12 protein-coding genes are annotated in these 15590 nt (G+C 68.2%); 4 read left to right on the top strand and 8 right to left on the bottom strand.

What is annotated here, in order from left to right; all coding sequences use genetic code 11:
• Nucleotides 1-92: 92 nt before the first annotated feature.
• The 5 genes from G6N19_RS16320 to G6N19_RS16300 all read right to left on the bottom strand — a co-directional run bounded on the left by G6N19_RS16320 (nucleotide 93) and on the right by G6N19_RS16300 (nucleotide 4871).
• Nucleotides 93-1205, bottom strand: coding sequence for a histidine phosphatase family protein (locus tag G6N19_RS16320; RefSeq protein ID WP_308214898.1), 1113 nt, complete (start codon nucleotides 1203-1205; stop codon nucleotides 93-95).
• Between the two features lie 105 nt (nucleotides 1206-1310).
• Nucleotides 1311-2333: a histidine phosphatase family protein gene (locus G6N19_RS16315; RefSeq protein ID WP_083035689.1), complete on the bottom strand. Its 1023-nt coding sequence runs from the start codon at nucleotides 2331-2333 to the stop codon at nucleotides 1311-1313.
• Between the two features lie 206 nt (nucleotides 2334-2539).
• Nucleotides 2540-3205: an enoyl-CoA hydratase gene (locus G6N19_RS16310; RefSeq protein WP_193465308.1), complete on the bottom strand. Its 666-nt coding sequence runs from the start codon at nucleotides 3203-3205 to the stop codon at nucleotides 2540-2542.
• A complete protein-coding gene (locus G6N19_RS16305; protein WP_013829696.1) occupies nucleotides 3202-4020 on the bottom strand; it encodes an NUDIX hydrolase in 819 nt (272 codons plus the stop codon). Before G6N19_RS16305 ends, G6N19_RS16310 begins: the two co-directional genes overlap by 4 nt.
• Nucleotides 4017-4871 carry an ABC transporter ATP-binding protein gene (locus G6N19_RS16300; protein WP_013829697.1) on the bottom strand — a complete coding sequence of 285 codons (855 nt, stop codon included), beginning with the start codon at nucleotides 4869-4871 and terminating at the stop codon, nucleotides 4017-4019. Before G6N19_RS16300 ends, G6N19_RS16305 begins: the two co-directional genes overlap by 4 nt.
• A 161-nt stretch (nucleotides 4872-5032) precedes the next feature.
• Between G6N19_RS16300 and G6N19_RS16295 the strand changes: the two genes are divergently transcribed.
• Nucleotides 5033-6415 (top strand): PE-PPE domain-containing protein, encoded by a 1383-nt coding sequence (locus G6N19_RS16295; protein WP_083035691.1) that lies wholly within the window; start codon nucleotides 5033-5035, stop codon nucleotides 6413-6415.
• A gap of 9 nt (nucleotides 6416-6424) precedes the next feature.
• Here G6N19_RS16295 and serB read toward each other — a convergent pair whose 3' ends face one another.
• Nucleotides 6425-7651 carry a phosphoserine phosphatase SerB gene (serB, locus tag G6N19_RS16290; protein ID WP_013829699.1) on the bottom strand — a complete coding sequence of 409 codons (1227 nt, stop codon included), beginning with the start codon at nucleotides 7649-7651 and terminating at the stop codon, nucleotides 6425-6427.
• Between the two features lie 58 nt (nucleotides 7652-7709).
• On the bottom strand, nucleotides 7710-9434 hold the full coding sequence (ctaD, locus tag G6N19_RS16285) for an aa3-type cytochrome oxidase subunit I (protein ID WP_041320019.1): 1725 nt from the start codon (nucleotides 9432-9434) through the stop codon (nucleotides 7710-7712).
• 141 nt (nucleotides 9435-9575) lie between these two features.
• Here ctaD and G6N19_RS16280 point away from each other — a divergent pair, with 141 nt between their 5' ends.
• On the top strand, nucleotides 9576-10649 hold the full coding sequence (locus G6N19_RS16280; protein WP_193466423.1) for an iron-siderophore ABC transporter substrate-binding protein: 1074 nt from the start codon (nucleotides 9576-9578) through the stop codon (nucleotides 10647-10649).
• Here the strand turns inward: G6N19_RS16280 and G6N19_RS16275 are convergent.
• The gene (locus G6N19_RS16275) at nucleotides 10642-12519 is read right to left on the bottom strand and encodes a hypothetical protein (protein WP_193465307.1); all 1878 of its coding nucleotides are present in this window, start codon (nucleotides 12517-12519) and stop codon (nucleotides 10642-10644) included. The two genes, G6N19_RS16280 and G6N19_RS16275, sit on opposite strands and share 8 nt — an antisense overlap.
• Nucleotides 12520-12824: 305 nt before the next feature.
• Between G6N19_RS16275 and G6N19_RS16270 the strand changes: the two genes are divergently transcribed.
• The gene (locus G6N19_RS16270) at nucleotides 12825-14369 is read left to right on the top strand and encodes an adenylate/guanylate cyclase domain-containing protein (protein WP_193465306.1); all 1545 of its coding nucleotides are present in this window, start codon (nucleotides 12825-12827) and stop codon (nucleotides 14367-14369) included.
• 152 nt (nucleotides 14370-14521) lie between these two features.
• A complete protein-coding gene (locus G6N19_RS16265; RefSeq protein ID WP_013829706.1) occupies nucleotides 14522-15574 on the top strand; it encodes an NAD(P)-dependent alcohol dehydrogenase in 1053 nt (350 codons plus the stop codon).
• The last annotated feature ends 16 nt before the right edge of the window (nucleotides 15575-15590 follow it).

Here is a 15590-nt window from a genome sequence, read left to right as displayed (position 1 = left end):
GTTCTCGGCGAATTCGACAGCTCCGGTTCAGCCCGTCCTGATACGAAGCCGGGCGCAGCGGGGTTACCGCTGCGCCCGGACTCTCGGGTGCCTCAGCCCGCCAAGGCTGCCAGCGCGTCGCCCAGCGCGTCGGCTGCGCTGCTACCGGCGGTGTCGTCCATGGCTCCGGTGATGGTGTCGATCACCGCCTGCGGGAACGCCGTGACCGCGGCTAACACATCGTTGAAGCCGGTCTGCAGCGCGGCGGTGATGTCGGCGGGGTCGCCGCCCAGGATGGCCTCCCAGATGTGCCAGCCGGCCATCTGCGGCGCGACCATCAGGTCGCGGAAGTCCACGAACAGCCCGGTGAGCAGGCCCGGGTTCTCCGCCACCTCGGTTCCGTTCCAGCTGACCAGCGTCCAGCCGTCGGTCGGGTTGCCCTCGATCACGACCTGGCCGGTGTTGGGCAGAATGCCTTGCAGCAGCGACTGGAAGTAGAGCTCGAAGTCCGGATTCTTGACGTTCATCATGACCCAGGTGGAGATCGACGCGGCATGCGAGAACGCCACGCTGCTGAAGCCGCCGTCGGCGTCGGTGGCGCCGTTGTTGTAGATCTGCTCGACGGCGTCACCGAACCGGTCCTGGAACGCCATGCCGTTGGGGTCGATCGTCGAGCCCAGCTGCGGCACCCAGTACTGGCCGAACATCCACGACAGCGGGCCCACCAGGTACAGCAGCGCCATCAGCTGATTGTCCTGCGAGGTGCCCTCGAGGATCCCGGCGTTGAGTTCGTTGAGCCCCGACAGGATCGACAGCGGGTGGTCCGGCGCACCGGCTGCCGCCAGCCAGTCGGCGGCGGTCTGCTGGGTTCGGATGAACTCCGAGGCGTAGACCCCGTCGTAGAAGCCCGGGTCGGCCAGGTGCTGCGGGTTGTCGGGGTCGGCGAGGAAGGCGGCCTGCTCGGCGCCTTCGGCCGTGATCGGCGCCCCCGGGGGCAGTGTCCCGATGATGCCTTCCACATTGTCTTCGGACTGGCCGTGCCGCACCAGGTCGAGCACCATGTCGACGGCGGTCAGCTCGATGTCGGTCACGGCGATGTCCGGCAGCGGTCCAGCGATCGGGACGACCGGGGCGGCGGCCACCATGCCGGCGCCGACGAGCGCGACTCCGGCGGTGATCCACGGGCGGGTTTGGCGCATGATGATCTTCTCCTTCAGCGAGTCCATCAGATCCGTTACGCTCCGGCGCGTAGCGCAATGCTGTTGCTGAAGTTAACCCGTCGATTTACCTATGTCAATGCTTAAGAGGTTCGAAATTTCCGCACGGTGCAGCTAGCCGCCGAAGGCGTCGGTGAAGGTGTCGACCACTGCCTGCGGGAACGCGCTGATAGCAGCGACGACCTGTTCGAACCCGGTCTCCAGCGCGGCGGCGATCTCGGCTTGATCGCCGCCTTGGATCGCCTCCAGGATGTGCCAGGTAGCGATCTGCGGCGCCGTGGTCAGATCCCGCCAGTCGACGAACAAGCCGGTGAGCAGGTCCGGGGTCGCCGACACCTCGTGGCCATCCCAGCTGACCAGCGTCCAGCCGTCAGTCGGGTTGCCCTCGATGACCACCTGGGCGGCGTTGGCCAACGGACTGAGGGTCTTGATCCCCTCGTTGATGACCAGCCACAGATCCGGGTTCTTGACGTTCATCAGCGTCCAGATCGCAATGGTCCCGGCGTGCGCGAACGCCACGCTCGTCGTCGGGCTCTCCGGGTCGGCGATGGTGTTGCCGTAGATGGCCTCGATCGCGTCACTGACGCGGTCGTTGAACACCACGCCGTTGACATCGATCGTCGACCCCAGTTGCGGCATCCAGTACTGCCCCATGATCCACATGACCGGAGCGAAGATGTAGCCGATCTGGGTGAGGATGTTGAGCGGCTCGCCTTCCAGAAAGCCGCCGTGAAGTTCGTTGAGCCCGGCCAACGTGGTGATGTCCATGTTCAGCAGGTCCGCCAGCGGCTGTGCGGTGTCCTGGGCACGGAGAAACTCCGAGGCGTAGATGCCGTCGATCCCGTCCGGGAACGCCGCCTGAATCCCGGGTGCGACGTCGACCGCCTGCTGCTGCCCGAGCGCCGTCAGTGCTGCGCCGGGCGGGATGGTGCCCAGGACGTCCTCGGCGTTGTCCACCGACTCACCGTGGCGCACCAGATCGAGCGTGATGTCCTGGGCGGCGAGCAGGATCTCGGCCGCGGTGGGGATGGTCAGCGGCACCGCGACCGGGTTGACCACCGGACCCGCCGCGACGGCGCTCGCGCTGACGAGCGCGACGGCGCCGGCGATCCAGGGACGGGTGACACCTTGCTGCATTGACGTCTTCCTATCGGCGACACCGCGGACGGGTCCGCGCAACTTAAACGTTGGCTGATAGTAACATGAAAGCAGACCATTTTCCGCGAAGGCGCACAGTGAGCGTCGAAGCGTGAAGAGCCCGGCGAACCGGTCCGGAATTTGAGCCACACAGCCGCCCAGCCCCGTACTAGATGTGAGCCAGCTCACATCGGGTGCTCCGGCGGCTAGGACGGACCGATGCGGCCGTCGATCGCGGATTTGATCGCGGCCAATGCCTGCGACGGGGTGTCGACGAAGCGTCCGGCCCATTTGACCGCCGCGTCATAGACGCCATCGGGGGCCACCATGTCCTCGACCACGCCCAGCGCCAGCGCCTCTTCGGCATCGAAGAACCGTCCGCTGTACGCCAGTTCCTTGGCGCGGCTCGCGCCGATGGTGTGGGCCAGCCGGTCCAGCCCGGCCACCTCGGGGACGAGGCCGGCCAGAATCTCGGTCGCGCCGAACTTGGCGTTGTCGCCGCTGATCCGCCAGTCCGCGGCCAGTGCCAGCGCCAAGCCGCTGCCCAGCGCGTAGCCGGTGACCGCCGCGACCGTCGGCTTGCCGATGGCCGCCACGGCCTGTACGGCCTCATGGCGGACGCGGCCGAACTGCTCGGTCTCGGCGGCGATCAGGGTGCGCAGCTCGGGCACGTCGTCGCCGGCACAGAAGATCTCGTGCCCGCCGAACAACACCACCGCGGCGATATCGTCACGGGTCGACACCTCCACGGCGGCCTCGGTGATCTCCCGGTAGACCTGCCGGGTCAAGGCGTTGGTCGGCGGCCGCGACAGCACCAGGGTGGCAATCCCGGGGGCATCCGATGCGGTGTGGACGGAAACGAATTCGCTCATCCGGGCCACCGTTTGCCGCGCGCCGCGTTGTATCGCTCCGAGTTGAAGAATTCGATCTGCCAGTTGTCGCCGACACGAGCCAGCCCCGGCTGCGTCACCACGATCTCGCGTTCCAGCGCCAGCACATCCTCGACGCTGCGGCCCGCCAGCGAATCGAGTTGAGTCCAGGTCGGCGGCAGCAGGAAGCTGCGACCGGCCGCGAAATCTTCGATCGCGGCTTCCGGGGTGAGCCAGCCGGCTCGGTCGGACTCGGTGTTCTCACCGTCGGCGCGCTGCCCGACCGGCAGTGCTGCCACGAAGAAGTAGGTGTCGTAGCGCCGGGTGCGCTCGGCCTCCGGTGTCACCCAGTTCGCCCACGGCCGCAACAACTCGGCGTGCAGCACCAGGTTCTCGGTGCGCAGGAAGTCGGCGAACGACAACTCGCCGACGGACAGTGCGCGACGGGCGTCGGCGTACACCGACGCATCGGCGACCACGCGCCGCGAGTCGTCGGCGGGTCCGGCGAACAGCACACCGGATTCCTCGAACGTCTCCCGCACCGCCGCGCACACCAGCGCCGCGGCCAAATCGATCTCGACGCCGAAGCGCTGCGCCCACCAGGCCGGCTCCGGCCCGAACCAGGCGACCTCGGCACTGCGATCCCGCTCGTCGACCCCGCCGCCGGGAAACACCATCACGCCCGCGGCGAACTCCATCGCGGCATGGCGGCGCATCAAGAACACGTCCAGGGGTCCGCGCCCGCTCTCCCCGTTGCGCACCAACATCACCGTGGCGGCTGGTCGCGTCGGCAGCGGCGGCGGCTGCGGAGCGCTCATGCGCGCCTCCGATGCGCCGCCCGGCTGCGGGTCCGGCGGGCGAAGTACCGCCCGTCGATGACGTCCAGGGAGATCGACTGGCCGAACGCGGCCGACAGATTCTCGGCGGTCAGCACATCGCTGAGCAGGCCGGCGGCGACGGTGCGGCCTTCGGCCAGCAGCAGGCAGTGGCTGAATCCGATCGGGATCTCCTCGACGTGATGGGTGACCAGCACGATCGCCGGGGCGTCGGGGTCCGCGGCCAGATCCGCCAGCCGGGCGACCAGTTCCTCGCGACCGCCCAGGTCGAGGCCCGCCGCCGGTTCGTCGAGCAGCAGCAGCTCCGGATCGGTCATCAGCGCGCGGGCGATCAGCACCCGCTTGCGCTCACCTTCGCTCAACGTGCCGTAGGTGCGGTCGGCCAAGTGCTCGGCGCCGAGACTTTCCAGCAGGTCGATCGCGCGGTCGTGGTCGACGGCGTCGTAACGCTCCCGCCACCGCCCCAGCACCGCGTAGCCCGCCGAGATGACCAGGTCGAGGACCGTTTCATTGTCCGGTATCCGCTGGGCCAGCGCCGCGGAGCTCAACCCGACCCGGGCGCGCAGCTCGGTGGTGTCGACCCGCCCGAGCTGTTCACCGAGCACGAAGGCGACGCCGGAGGACGGATGTTCGGTGGCAGCGGCGATCCGCAGCAGCGACGTCTTGCCGGCCCCGTTCGGCCCGATGACCACCCAGCGTTCGTCGAGTTCGACCGACCAGTCCAGCGGACCCACCATGGTTCGGCCGTCACGGCGCAGCGAAATCCCCTCGAAGTGGATCAACAGGTCTTGATCGGCCGCTGCGCGGGGGCCGGGGCGTCCGGTGTCGGGCACGGCCCTATGGTGCCGTACCCGGCTCCCTCGGCGACCGACCGGGGTGCCGATGGGCCCGGGAGCACGCAAAAGGCCGGCTTGGCAGGAAGCGGCGTGAGATGTTGTAACTTGCATCACAGTAAGCACATATTCATGTCTCGGCTATCGTTCAGGGGGCCCCCATGGTTCGTGGTTCCGGCGCGGTCGCGGTCGTCCTCACCGGCGCCTGCCTGCTCAGCTCCCCCGCCCCGCCGGCGACCGCCGCCGAGCTGCAGCCGGTTCGGCTCGCCTCCTCGCTGGGCGGCGGTACGGCGCTGATCCTGGGGCCCAGCGGCATCTCGACGCCGAGCCAGGCCTACGCCGATCTCGTCAACGAGTTGTATCTGGCACCGCACGGCTTCACCGGCACCACCGAGATCCTGACCACACCCCAGGGGCTGTACCCGTTCCTGGGCCCGTTCGGCGAGACCCTGGACCGATCACTGGTACAGGGCAACGAGGTCCTCGAAGCGGCGATCCTCGAACAGATCGCCGGTGGCCACGTCGATGCCGACAACCCGGTGGTGGTGTTCGGGTGGTCGCAAAGCGCGGTGATGTCCGCACAGCTCATGCAGCAACTGGCCGACCAGGGTGTACCGAGCGACTACGTCCACTTCGTGCTGCTCGGTGATGAGACCGTTCCCAACGGCGGCATGCTGGCCCGCTTCGATCTGCCGCTCGGGACGAATCCGACCATCCCCAGCCTGGGCCTGACGTTCAGCGGCGCCCAACCGACGACGCTGTTCCCGGCCGACGTCTACACCCACGAGTACGACGGGTTCGCCTCCTTCCCGCAGTACCCGATCAACTTCCTGTCGGTGCTCAACGCCGTGATGGGGATCCTCTTCCAGCACAGCACCTACCTGGGGCTCACCCCCGAGCAGATCGCCGACGCGGTGTTGCTGCCGGTCTCGGGCCCGGACGTGCTGACCGACTACTACATGATCCCGGCGGAGACACTTCCCCTGCTGGCCCCGCTACAGCTGTTGCCGTTCATCGGCGACCCGCTGGTGGACCTGCTGCAGCCGGCACTGCGGGTGCTGGTGAACCTGGGCTACGGCAACATCGAGAACGGCTGGAGTCCAGGCTTTGCCGATGTCCCCACCGGACTGGGTTTCCTGCCGGACGCACATGTGCTGCAACAGGTTCCGCAAGCGCTCGCCGACGGTGTGCAACAGGGGATCACCGACTTCTTCGCCCGGTTGGCCGACCCGGACAACTATGTCTACTCGCTGCCGGCTTGGGCCCAGCAACTGCTCAACGAGGCGGAGTTCATTGCGGGCAGCCAATTCTCGGTGCTGTCCATGGTTCCCACCACCTGGCAGGATCTCTTCGAGACCTTCCCGCCGCACACCGGCATTCCGCCGCTGGACATGCTCAGCGCAGTGTTGTTCACCCTGCCCGAGTACAACTACGAGATCTTCGCCGCCGAACTCGCCGACGGCAACCTGCTCGACGCCATCGGCATTCCGCTGGCCGCCGACCTCGGGCTGCTGCCGCTGATCATCGTCGGCGCGTTGTTCTGAGCCGGTCGGCTACGCGGGCGGGATCTCAACGCGGCGCAACACGCCGTCGTGCGCGTCGGCCGCCTCGATCTCGGCGCGGGTGACGCCCAACAGGAACAGCACGGTGTCCAGATACGGGTAGCTCAACGAGGCATCGGCGACCTCGCGCAACGCCGGTTTGGCGTTGAACGCCACACCCAACCCGGCGGCGGCCAGCATGTCGATGTCGTTGGCGCCGTCGCCGACCGCGACGGTCTGCTCCAGCGGCACGCCGGCCTTCTCGGCGAACTCCCGCAGCGCATCGGCCTTGCCGGCCCGATCCACCACCGGCCCGATCACCCGGCCGGTGAGTGTGCCGTCGACGATCTCCAACTCGTTGGCGGCCACGAAGTCCAGCTTCAGTTCGTCGGCCAGGGGTGCGATCACCTGCCGGAAGCCACCGGAGACGACCCCACATTTGAAACCGAGCCGGCGCAGCGTGCGCAACGTGGTGCGTGCGCCCGGGGTGAGCTCGATCTGCTCGGACACCTCGTCGATGACATCGGCGGGCAGGCCCGCCAGGGTGGCCACCCGGTGATGCAGCGACTCGGCGAAATCGAGTTCGCCGCGCATCGCGGCCTCGGTGATCGCCGCGACCGCATCGCCGGCGCCGGCGCGGGCGGCGAGCATTTCGATGACCTCGCCCTGGATCAGGGTGGAGTCGACGTCGAAGACGATCAGCCGTTTGGTCCGGCGCGACAGGCTGGCATCTTGGAATGCCACGTCGACCCGCTGCTGCGCGGCGACCTGGCTCAGCGCCGACTGCAACCGGCCCGCGGCGCCGACCGGCACCGATACCCGCAGTTCCAGGCCGGTCACCGGGTAGTCCGAGACGCCCCGGATCATGTCGATATTGGCATCGATCTCGGCGATCTCACGGGCGAGTGCTCCCAGCGCAGCGGGCCCTACCGGCCGTCCCAGCACCACGATCCGGTGCGTGGACGGCACGGCGATGATCGGGGCGTCGTCGCCGCGTTGGATCGTGACATCCAGGCCGACGCCGTGGATGGCCGCGGTGACCTCGGCGGCCAACCTCGTTCCGTCAGCCACCTCCGATGGCGCCGACACCAGCACACCCAGCGTCAGCCGGCCGCGGACCACGACCTGTTCGACATTGAGCAGCTCGACCGGGTACTGCGAGAGCACCTCGAAGAGCGCTGACGTCACGCCCGGCTGATCCACGCCGGTGACGGTGATCAACACCGGCACCTTGGGCACGCTCACCCGCGGCGGCTGGCCGACCGGACCCGGCGCCGCCTCACCCCCAGCGGGCGCATCAGACCGGCGTGGGCTCGTACAGCTCGTCGCCCGGGTGACGGCCGACGTGCGCCTCGGCGCGGAGCCGATCGATCATGTGCGGGTAGTGCAGTTCGAATGCCGGCCGCTCCGAACGGATTCGGGGCAGTTCGGTGAAGTTGTGCCGCGGCGGCGGGCAGCTGGTCGCCCACTCCAGCGAGTTGCCGTAGCCCCACGGGTCATCGACGGTGACGACCTCGCCGTAACGCCAGCTCTTGAACACGTTCCAGGTGAAGGCGAGCATCGAGGCACCCAGGATGAACGCCCCGACGGTGGAGACGATGTTGAACGGCTGGAACCCGTCGGTGGGCAGGTAGTCGGCGTAGCGGCGCGGCATCCCCATGTTGCCCAGCCAGTGCTGGATCAAGAACGTGGTGTGGAAGCCGATGAACGTCAGCCAGAAGTGCAGCCTGCCCAGCCGCTCGTCGAGCAGCCGGCCGGTCATCTTCGGGAACCAGAAGTAGATGCCGGCGAACGTGGCGAACACGATGGTGCCGAACAGCACGTAGTGGAAGTGCGCGATCAAGAAGTAGCTGTCGCTGACGTGGAAGTCGATCGGCGGGCTGGCCAGCATCACACCGGTCAGGCCACCGGCCAGGAAGGTGACGATGAAGCCGAGCGAGAACAGCATCGGCGTCTCGAACGTCATCTGACCCCGCCACATAGTGCCGATCCAGTTGAAGAACTTCAGTCCGGTCGGGATGGCGATCATCAGGGTCAGCAGCGCGAAGAACGGCAGCAGCACGGCCCCGGTGGCGTACATGTGGTGCGCCCACACCGCCGTCGACAGCCCGGCGATGCTCATCGTCGCGTACACCAGGGTGACGTACCCGAAGATCGGCTTGCGGGCGAACACCGGGATGACTTCGCTGACGATGCCGAAGAACGGCAGCGCGATGATATAGACCTCCGGATGGCCGAAGAACCAGAACAGGTGTTGCCACAGCAACTCGCCGCCGTTGGCGGAGTCATAGATATGCCCACCCAGGTGCCGGTCGACGGCCAGGCCCAGCAGCGCCGCGGTCAGCAGCGGGAAGACGATCAGCACCATGATCGAGGTGACCAGGATGTTCCAGGTGAAGATCGGCATCCGGAACATCGTCATCCCGGGGGCCCGCATGCAGGCCACGGTGGTGATCATGTTGACCCCGCCCAGGATGGTGCCCAGACCGGCGACGGCCAGGCCCATGATCCACAGGTCGGCTCCGGCACCCGGCGAGTGCACCGCGTTGCTCAACGGGGTGTAGCCGGTCCAGCCGAAGTCAGCCGCACCGCCCGGGGTGATGAAACCGGCCAGCGCGATCGTCGCGCCGAACACGAACAGCCAGAACGAGAACGCGTTGAGCCGCGGGAAGGCCACATCCGGCGCCCCGATCTGCAACGGCAGCACCAGATTGGCGAAGCCGAACACGATCGGGGTGGCATAGAACAGCAGCATGATCGTGCCGTGCATGGTGAACAGCTGGTTGAACTGCTCGTTGGACAGGAACTGCAGGCCCGGCGCCACCAGCTCGGTGCGCATCAGCAGCGCCAGCAGGCCGCCGATGAAGAAGAAGACCATGCAGGCGACGCAGTACATGATGCCGATCAGCTTGTGATCGGTGGTCGTGACCATCTTGTACAGCAGGCTGCCCTTGGGGCCCAGCCGCGGCGGGAACGGCCGACTGGGCTCGAGTTCTGCGCGCGGGGGTGCTTCTGCGGTCAAGATTCCTCCAAACATGGGCATCCCGGGGACTTGGGTCGAATCCTAACCCCGAGCGTCACCCCGCCGGTATAGGCCTCCTACAAAACGTCGTATTCGTCTCACCGACGGGGCGGCGCCGGTCGGTGTTACCGTCACCGCGTGATGAGGGCGGACCGGCGGGCGGCGGCGGCAGCACTGGCCATGCTGCTGGTCGCGGCCTCAGGGTGCGCCGGCAAGAGCGCCGAGACGGCCCCGACGTCCACCACCACGACCATGGTCGCCGGTGCCGGCGTGCTCGGCAACGACCGCCGGCCCGATGAGTCGTGCGCGCCGGAGCCGGCCCGCGCGGATCCGGGACCAGCGATGCGCTCCGTTCATAACGCGCCCGGCGTGGAACCACCCGGCGTCGAGGTCCCCGAGGAGCCGGAACGCATCGTGGTGCTCTCCGGTGATCAGCTCGATGCGCTGTGCGCCCTGGGACTGCAGTCCCGCGTCGTCGGCGCCGCGCTGCCGGATGACTCGGAGAACCAGCCGTCATACCTGGGCGCCGTGATGCACGGCCTGCCGGCAGTGGGCAGCCGCAGCACGCCGGACATCGACGCGATCGCCGCGCTGCACCCAGACCTGATCTTGGGTGCCCAGGGCCTGACGCCCGGCTATTCGGAGCTGGCGTCGATCGCCCCGACCGTGTTCACCGGGGCACCGGGCGCAGCGTGGGAGGACAACCTGCGTGGCGTCGGCGCCGCCACCGCGCGCAGCGGCGCGACTGACGTGGTGCTCGACAAGTTCGGCCGGGCCGCCGCTGAAACCGGCGAGGCCGCCGACGCCACCCACTTCCAGGCTTCGGTCGTTGCGCTCACCGACGCCGGTGTACGGGTGTACGGGGCGGCCAACTTCGCTGCCAGTGTGCTCAAGGCCGTCGGTGTGGACCGGCCGCCGTCACAGCGGTTCACCGACCAGCCCTACGTCGAGATCGCGGCGAGCGACGCCGACCTGGCCGGCCGGGCGGACTTGTCGGCGGCCGACGGTGACATCGTCTACGTCTCGTTCGCCTCGCCGGCGGCCAAGGCCCGGGCCGCCGCGGTGTTCGACAGCGTGTCCTGGCGCCGGCTGGCGGCCAACCGTGACAGCCGGGTGTTCGTGGTCAACAACGAGGTGTGGCAGACCGGGCAGGGACCGATCGCCGCCCTCGGCGTGGTCGACGACCTGCGCTGGTTGAATGCACCCATCAACTGAGCGGCCACTCCCCGATCAGCCGCCGCAGTTCGGCCGATGCCTGTTGCCGGGCCGCGGCGGCGTCCTCGCGGAGCCGGCGCAGCTCGGAGTCCAGGCCGCTGATCCGGTCCTGCAGGGCGTTCAGTTCGCGCACCTGCCGGGCCCGTAGTTCCCCTTCGGCCCCCTCGGTTCCGAGCACCTGCAGCTGTTCGGCGATGCGGCTCTGCGCGGTGTAGAGCGCGTCGCGCTGCTCTTCGGACTCGTCGCACTGCTCGTCGAGTCGGCGAGCGGTGTTCTGATGCGCCAAGACCTGCCCGAGCGCCTCGACCGTCTCGCCGGCCAGGGAACGGCTCGCCAGCCAGTCCTCCAGCCGGCCCGGTTCCAGGTCCTCGTAGTCGATCTCCGACCAGATCGGCCAGGTCTCCAGCACCGTCGCCTCGGCTGTCTGGTGCCCGCCAACCGTGACGCTGAACCGGCGCCACCAGCCATCTCGGCCGACTTCGGTGGCACCATTCTGCGCGGTCACGGTGTGGTCCGGGGACGCCCCCAACTCGAAGACGACGTCGACCGGGTCGTCGTGGTCGTTCTCGGCGCTCAAGGTATGCCACCGCTCGCAGCGCTGCTCCTCGACAACGGCGTCGGCCGTCAGCCGGATCCGGGTGGTGACGTTCTGGACGGCCGTTTCGCTGCGGCAGCGCACCGCGAGATCTTTGGCGAAGGCAAGGCGCACGTCGGCGCCGCGAGCGGTGAAGTCCAGCATGGCTTCCCCGGCGTAGCCGTCCTGCTCGTAGACGACGGCCGGGCCCTCTTCGAGCACCAGGCCGGTGGTGTTGGTGAACGCCAGCACGATGTCGGGGGCGGGTCCGCGGTCCTCGCGCCACACCAACTCTCGGCGCACCGCATCGACGGGTGCCGCCGCCAACGGCACCATCGCCGCCCCGCCCCGTTTCAGCGACAGCGGCGCGCCCAGCCGGTACTCGAAATGCTCACCGCGGTCGGCGGTTTCGACGTCAGCGGCGGCTGCGTCGTAGGCGCCGGCCGTGAGCATGGCGTCCGCACCCAGGGGCGGCGCTGCGGCCACGGCGCTCTGGGCGCGCCGGGGCGCCGCGATGCGCTCGCTCTCCTCCACCACCACCCGCTGCACCTGGCGGCCGTGGTAGAGATCGATGTCGAACGAGATCGGCTGGCCGGTGGTCAAAGTCACTGCGACGTCGGTCAGATCCTCGTCGATCGGGTTGTGGATGATGCCGGTCGCGATCAGCGTCACCGCGTCGCCGTCGCGGATCGCCCGATAGGACACCCGCCACATCGGCGCAGCGACGATGTAGGACACCCGCACGTCCTCGGCGGCGCCACGGATCTGCACCGTGACGTCGCAGTTGCGCCCGGCGGTGGCGGTGCGGGACCGGTCGATGAGGTATTCCAGGTCGTCTTTGGACGTTGTCTCCAGCAGTTCGATGCGACGGGCGTCGGTCAGGTCGACCAGGCTGACCGCACCGGCGTCGGCCCGAAGCACCAACAGCCGCCGGGCCGGCTCACCGGCGAGGTCGTCCACGCCGATCACCTCACCGCGGTGCGTCTGTTCGCCGGCGAGCACCTCGACGGCGCGGCCGCGCAGCGCGTCGAGCAGGTCGACCAGTGCCTCGCCGGGGTCCAGCAGCAGGTTGCGGTCGGCCAACTCGTTGCGTGGATCGGCCGGGGTGTCGAAGCACACGGCCCCCGCCGATGCACCGCCCGCGGCGGCGTGGACAGTCAGCGACTTCAGTACGTCCTTCATGTCGTCGCGACGAAATGTCAGTTCGAAGTCGCCGTCGACCGGGCCGCTGCGACTGACGAAGGCCACCCCGTGCTTGTAGAGGACGAGGCGATCAACTTTGGGGCGAGTAACCATTGGCGCACCGTAACGCGTGGCACCGACATCGCTTTGCAAGTTGCAAGCGGACAATCGGAAATTGCGCCATCGTCAACATTGCAGCGAACTCTCAGCCTTTCCGCTCAACTTCACAGCGATTAGTCGCACGCATCCGCTGACGCACCCGTCTTCTCGGGTTCGCGGCACGGAAACCTGCTGCATCGCAAGCCTTTCCTTCGGCTGACGTTTCCCGGCAGGGGCCCGGTGGTTGCCGGTGTCATCGGCTGGCATCGGGCCACTCCGTTTTCGGCGACGGCAAACCCCGGCGGCAGTACGCTCATTCCGTGCCGGAAACGTCATACGCCAAGTGTGGCGACCTCAGCCTGGCCTATCAGCTATTCGGTGACGGGCCGATCGAGCTGGTCGTCGTGGGGCCGTTCGTCAGCCACATCGAGTTGGCCTGGACCCTCCCCCAATTCAAGGCGTTCATGGAGCAGCTCGGAACGTTCTGTCGCGTCGCCTGGTTCGACAAGGCCGGTGTCGGGCTGTCGGACCCGGTGCCGAAAGTTCGCACGCTGGAGGAACGAGCGACCGAGATCGAAGCGGTCATGGATGCGGTCGGCTTCGAACAGGCCGTGGTGTGCGGTCTGAGTGACGGTGGACCGGTCGCCATCATGTTCGCGGCAACATGGCCGACGCGAACGAGGGCGCTGATCCTTTCCGGCACCGTTGCGTATTGGAGCTTCGAGGGGTGGGACGACCTGGATCGCGACCCGGCCGAGCTGCGGGCGCGCTTCCTTACCGACCTCGGTGAGGACTACACGCCGTCGGTCGAGCAACTCGCCCGCTTCCAGCAAGCCGGCCGCACGGTGCGGTCCGGGTGGGGCAGCGGTGAGACCGCCAGCATCAGTGCGCCGTCGGTCCGGTCGCTACGCCAGCTCGCGATGTGCGAACGCATGAGTGCGAGCCCGGGAATGGCGCGGGCATCCTTTGAAGCGGCGTATCTGATCGACGTGCGGCCGATCTTGCCGACGCTCACCGTGCCGACGCTGGTCATCCATGCCCGCGAAGACCACGCGGTTCCGGTGCAGGGCGGCCGGTATATCGCCGACCACATCCCCGGGGCGCGGTACTTGGAGGTCGAGGGCATCGACCACGCCCCCTTTTTGACCGAGCCGGACAAGATCCTGACGGAGGTCGAGGAGTTCCTCACCGGCAGCCATGCGGCGCCGGCGCAGTCTCATCGCGCCCTGCGCACCGTCTTGTTCACCGACATCGTCGCGTCCACGCAGCATGCCGCGGTGACCGGCGACGAGCGGTGGCGAGCGGTGTTGCAGCGCTTCGGTGAAATCACCGCCGAACTCACGGATCGATTCAGCGGCGCAGTGGTGAAGAGCACCGGCGACGGTCACCTCGCCACGTTCGACGGCCCGACGCAGGCGATCCGCTGCGCCGAGGCGTTGCAGTCCGACGCCGACACGCTGGGCATCGAGATCCGGGCGGGCATCCACACCGGTGAGTGCGAACTGATCGACAACGACATCGCCGGCATGGCCGTGCACATCGCGGCGCGGATCGTCGGTCAGGCCGGCCCCGGCGAAATCCTGGTCTCGCGCACGGTGCGCGACCTGGTCGTCGGTTCGGGCACCGGCTTCGAGGACCGCGGCAGCGTCGAGCTCCGCGGCGTTCCCGGCCACTGGCAACTTTTGGCGGTCAATCGCAACGGCCCGCCGGCCGGATCGGCCGAGGCTGAGCTCGCGTCGACGCCGACCCCCGGCCCGCAGGCCTCGATGCGCCGCTCGGACCGTGCCGTCGCCGTGATGGCACGGCAGACACCGTGGCTCCTTCGCGCGGCCGCTCGCATCGCGCTGACCACCCGCCGCACCTGATGTGTCGAGGATTACGTAACGACCCCGGCGCTGCCGTCACGCTGGGCAAACAAGCGGCGCTATCGCACTTGGACCGAGAAGCGGACGACCACCGCACAATTTACTTCGCTAGACTATGTAAAAAAGCCGAGTTGCGAAGAGAGATATCCCCGATGAGCACCGTTTCCGCTTACGCCGCCACGTCGCCGACCGATCCGCTGACCAAGACCACCATCACCCGCCGCGAGCCCGGCCCGCACGACGTCGCCTTCGACATCGCGTTTGCCGGCATCTGCCACTCCGACATCCACACCGTCAAGGCCGAGTGGGGCCGCCCGCAGTACCCCCTGGTGCCGGGTCATGAGATCGCCGGCGTGGTCACCGCGGTCGGCGCGCAGGTGACCAAGTTCACCGTCGGTGACCGCGTCGGCGTCGGCTGCTTCGTCGACTCCTGCCGCGAATGCCCCAGCTGTCAGGCCGGCCACGAGCAGTACTGCACCGGCGGCGGCATGGTGGGCACGTATGCCGGTGTCGGCCGCGACGGCCAGCCCACCCAGGGCGGCTACAGCGGCGCGATCGTCGTCGACGAGAACTACGTGCTGCGCATCCCCGATGAGATCCCGCTGGACGCCGCTGCCCCGCTGTTGTGCGCCGGGGTCACCACCTACTCACCGCTGCGCCACTGGAAGGTCGGTCCGGGCAACCGGATTGCGGTCGTCGGGCTGGGCGGCCTGGGTCATATGGCCGTGAAGCTGGGGACCGCGATGGGCGCCGAGGTGACCGTGTTGTCCCAATCCCTGAAGAAGATGGAGGACGGGCTGCGGTTGGGCGCCGAACACTATTACGCCACCAGCGACCCGGAGACGTTCAAGAAACTGCGCGGCAACTTCGACGTCATCCTCAACACCGTCTCGGCGAGCCTGGACCTGGGCGCCTACCTGGGCCTGCTCGCCCTCGACGGCACCCTGGTCGAGTTGGGCATGCCCGAGAAGTCCCTGGCGGTGCCGCCGGGTCCGCTGGTCCGGATGCGGCGCAGTGTGTCCGGGTCGCTGATCGGCGGGATCGCCGAGACCCAGGAGATGCTGGACTTCTGCGCCGAACACGGCGTGCGGCCCGAGATCGAGGTGATCGAACCCGAGTACGTCAACACCGCCTACGAGCGGGTGTTGGCCTCGGACGTGCGCTACCGCTTCGTCATCGACACCGCGTCGCTGCGCGACAATTAGCCGCGAGGACCGAACC

It is taken from the genome of Mycobacterium novum, assembly GCF_010726505.1.
In the GTDB taxonomy this organism is placed as follows: domain Bacteria; phylum Actinomycetota; class Actinomycetes; order Mycobacteriales; family Mycobacteriaceae; genus Mycobacterium; species Mycobacterium algericum.
The sequence above is the reverse complement of the archived record's forward strand: the minus strand, read 5'-3'. Positions and strand labels throughout refer to the sequence as shown.

Coding starts and splice junctions, on each gene's coding strand:
- G6N19_RS16295 (WP_083035691.1), top strand. CDS start 5,033: ATGGTTCGTGGTTCCGGCGCGGTCGCGGTCGTCCTCACCGGCGCCTGC.
- G6N19_RS16315 (WP_083035689.1), bottom strand. CDS start 2,333: ATGCAGCAAGGTGTCACCCGTCCCTGGATCGCCGGCGCCGTCGCGCTC.
- G6N19_RS16280 (WP_193466423.1), top strand. CDS start 9,576: ATGAGGGCGGACCGGCGGGCGGCGGCGGCAGCACTGGCCATGCTGCTG.
- G6N19_RS16305 (WP_013829696.1), bottom strand. CDS start 4,020: ATGAGCGCTCCGCAGCCGCCGCCGCTGCCGACGCGACCAGCCGCCACG.
- G6N19_RS16310 (WP_193465308.1), bottom strand. CDS start 3,205: ATGAGCGAATTCGTTTCCGTCCACACCGCATCGGATGCCCCCGGGATT.
- G6N19_RS16275 (WP_193465307.1), bottom strand. CDS start 12,519: ATGGTTACTCGCCCCAAAGTTGATCGCCTCGTCCTCTACAAGCACGGG.
- G6N19_RS16320 (WP_308214898.1), bottom strand. CDS start 1,205: ATGGACTCGCTGAAGGAGAAGATCATCATGCGCCAAACCCGCCCGTGG.
- G6N19_RS16265 (WP_013829706.1), top strand. CDS start 14,522: ATGAGCACCGTTTCCGCTTACGCCGCCACGTCGCCGACCGATCCGCTG.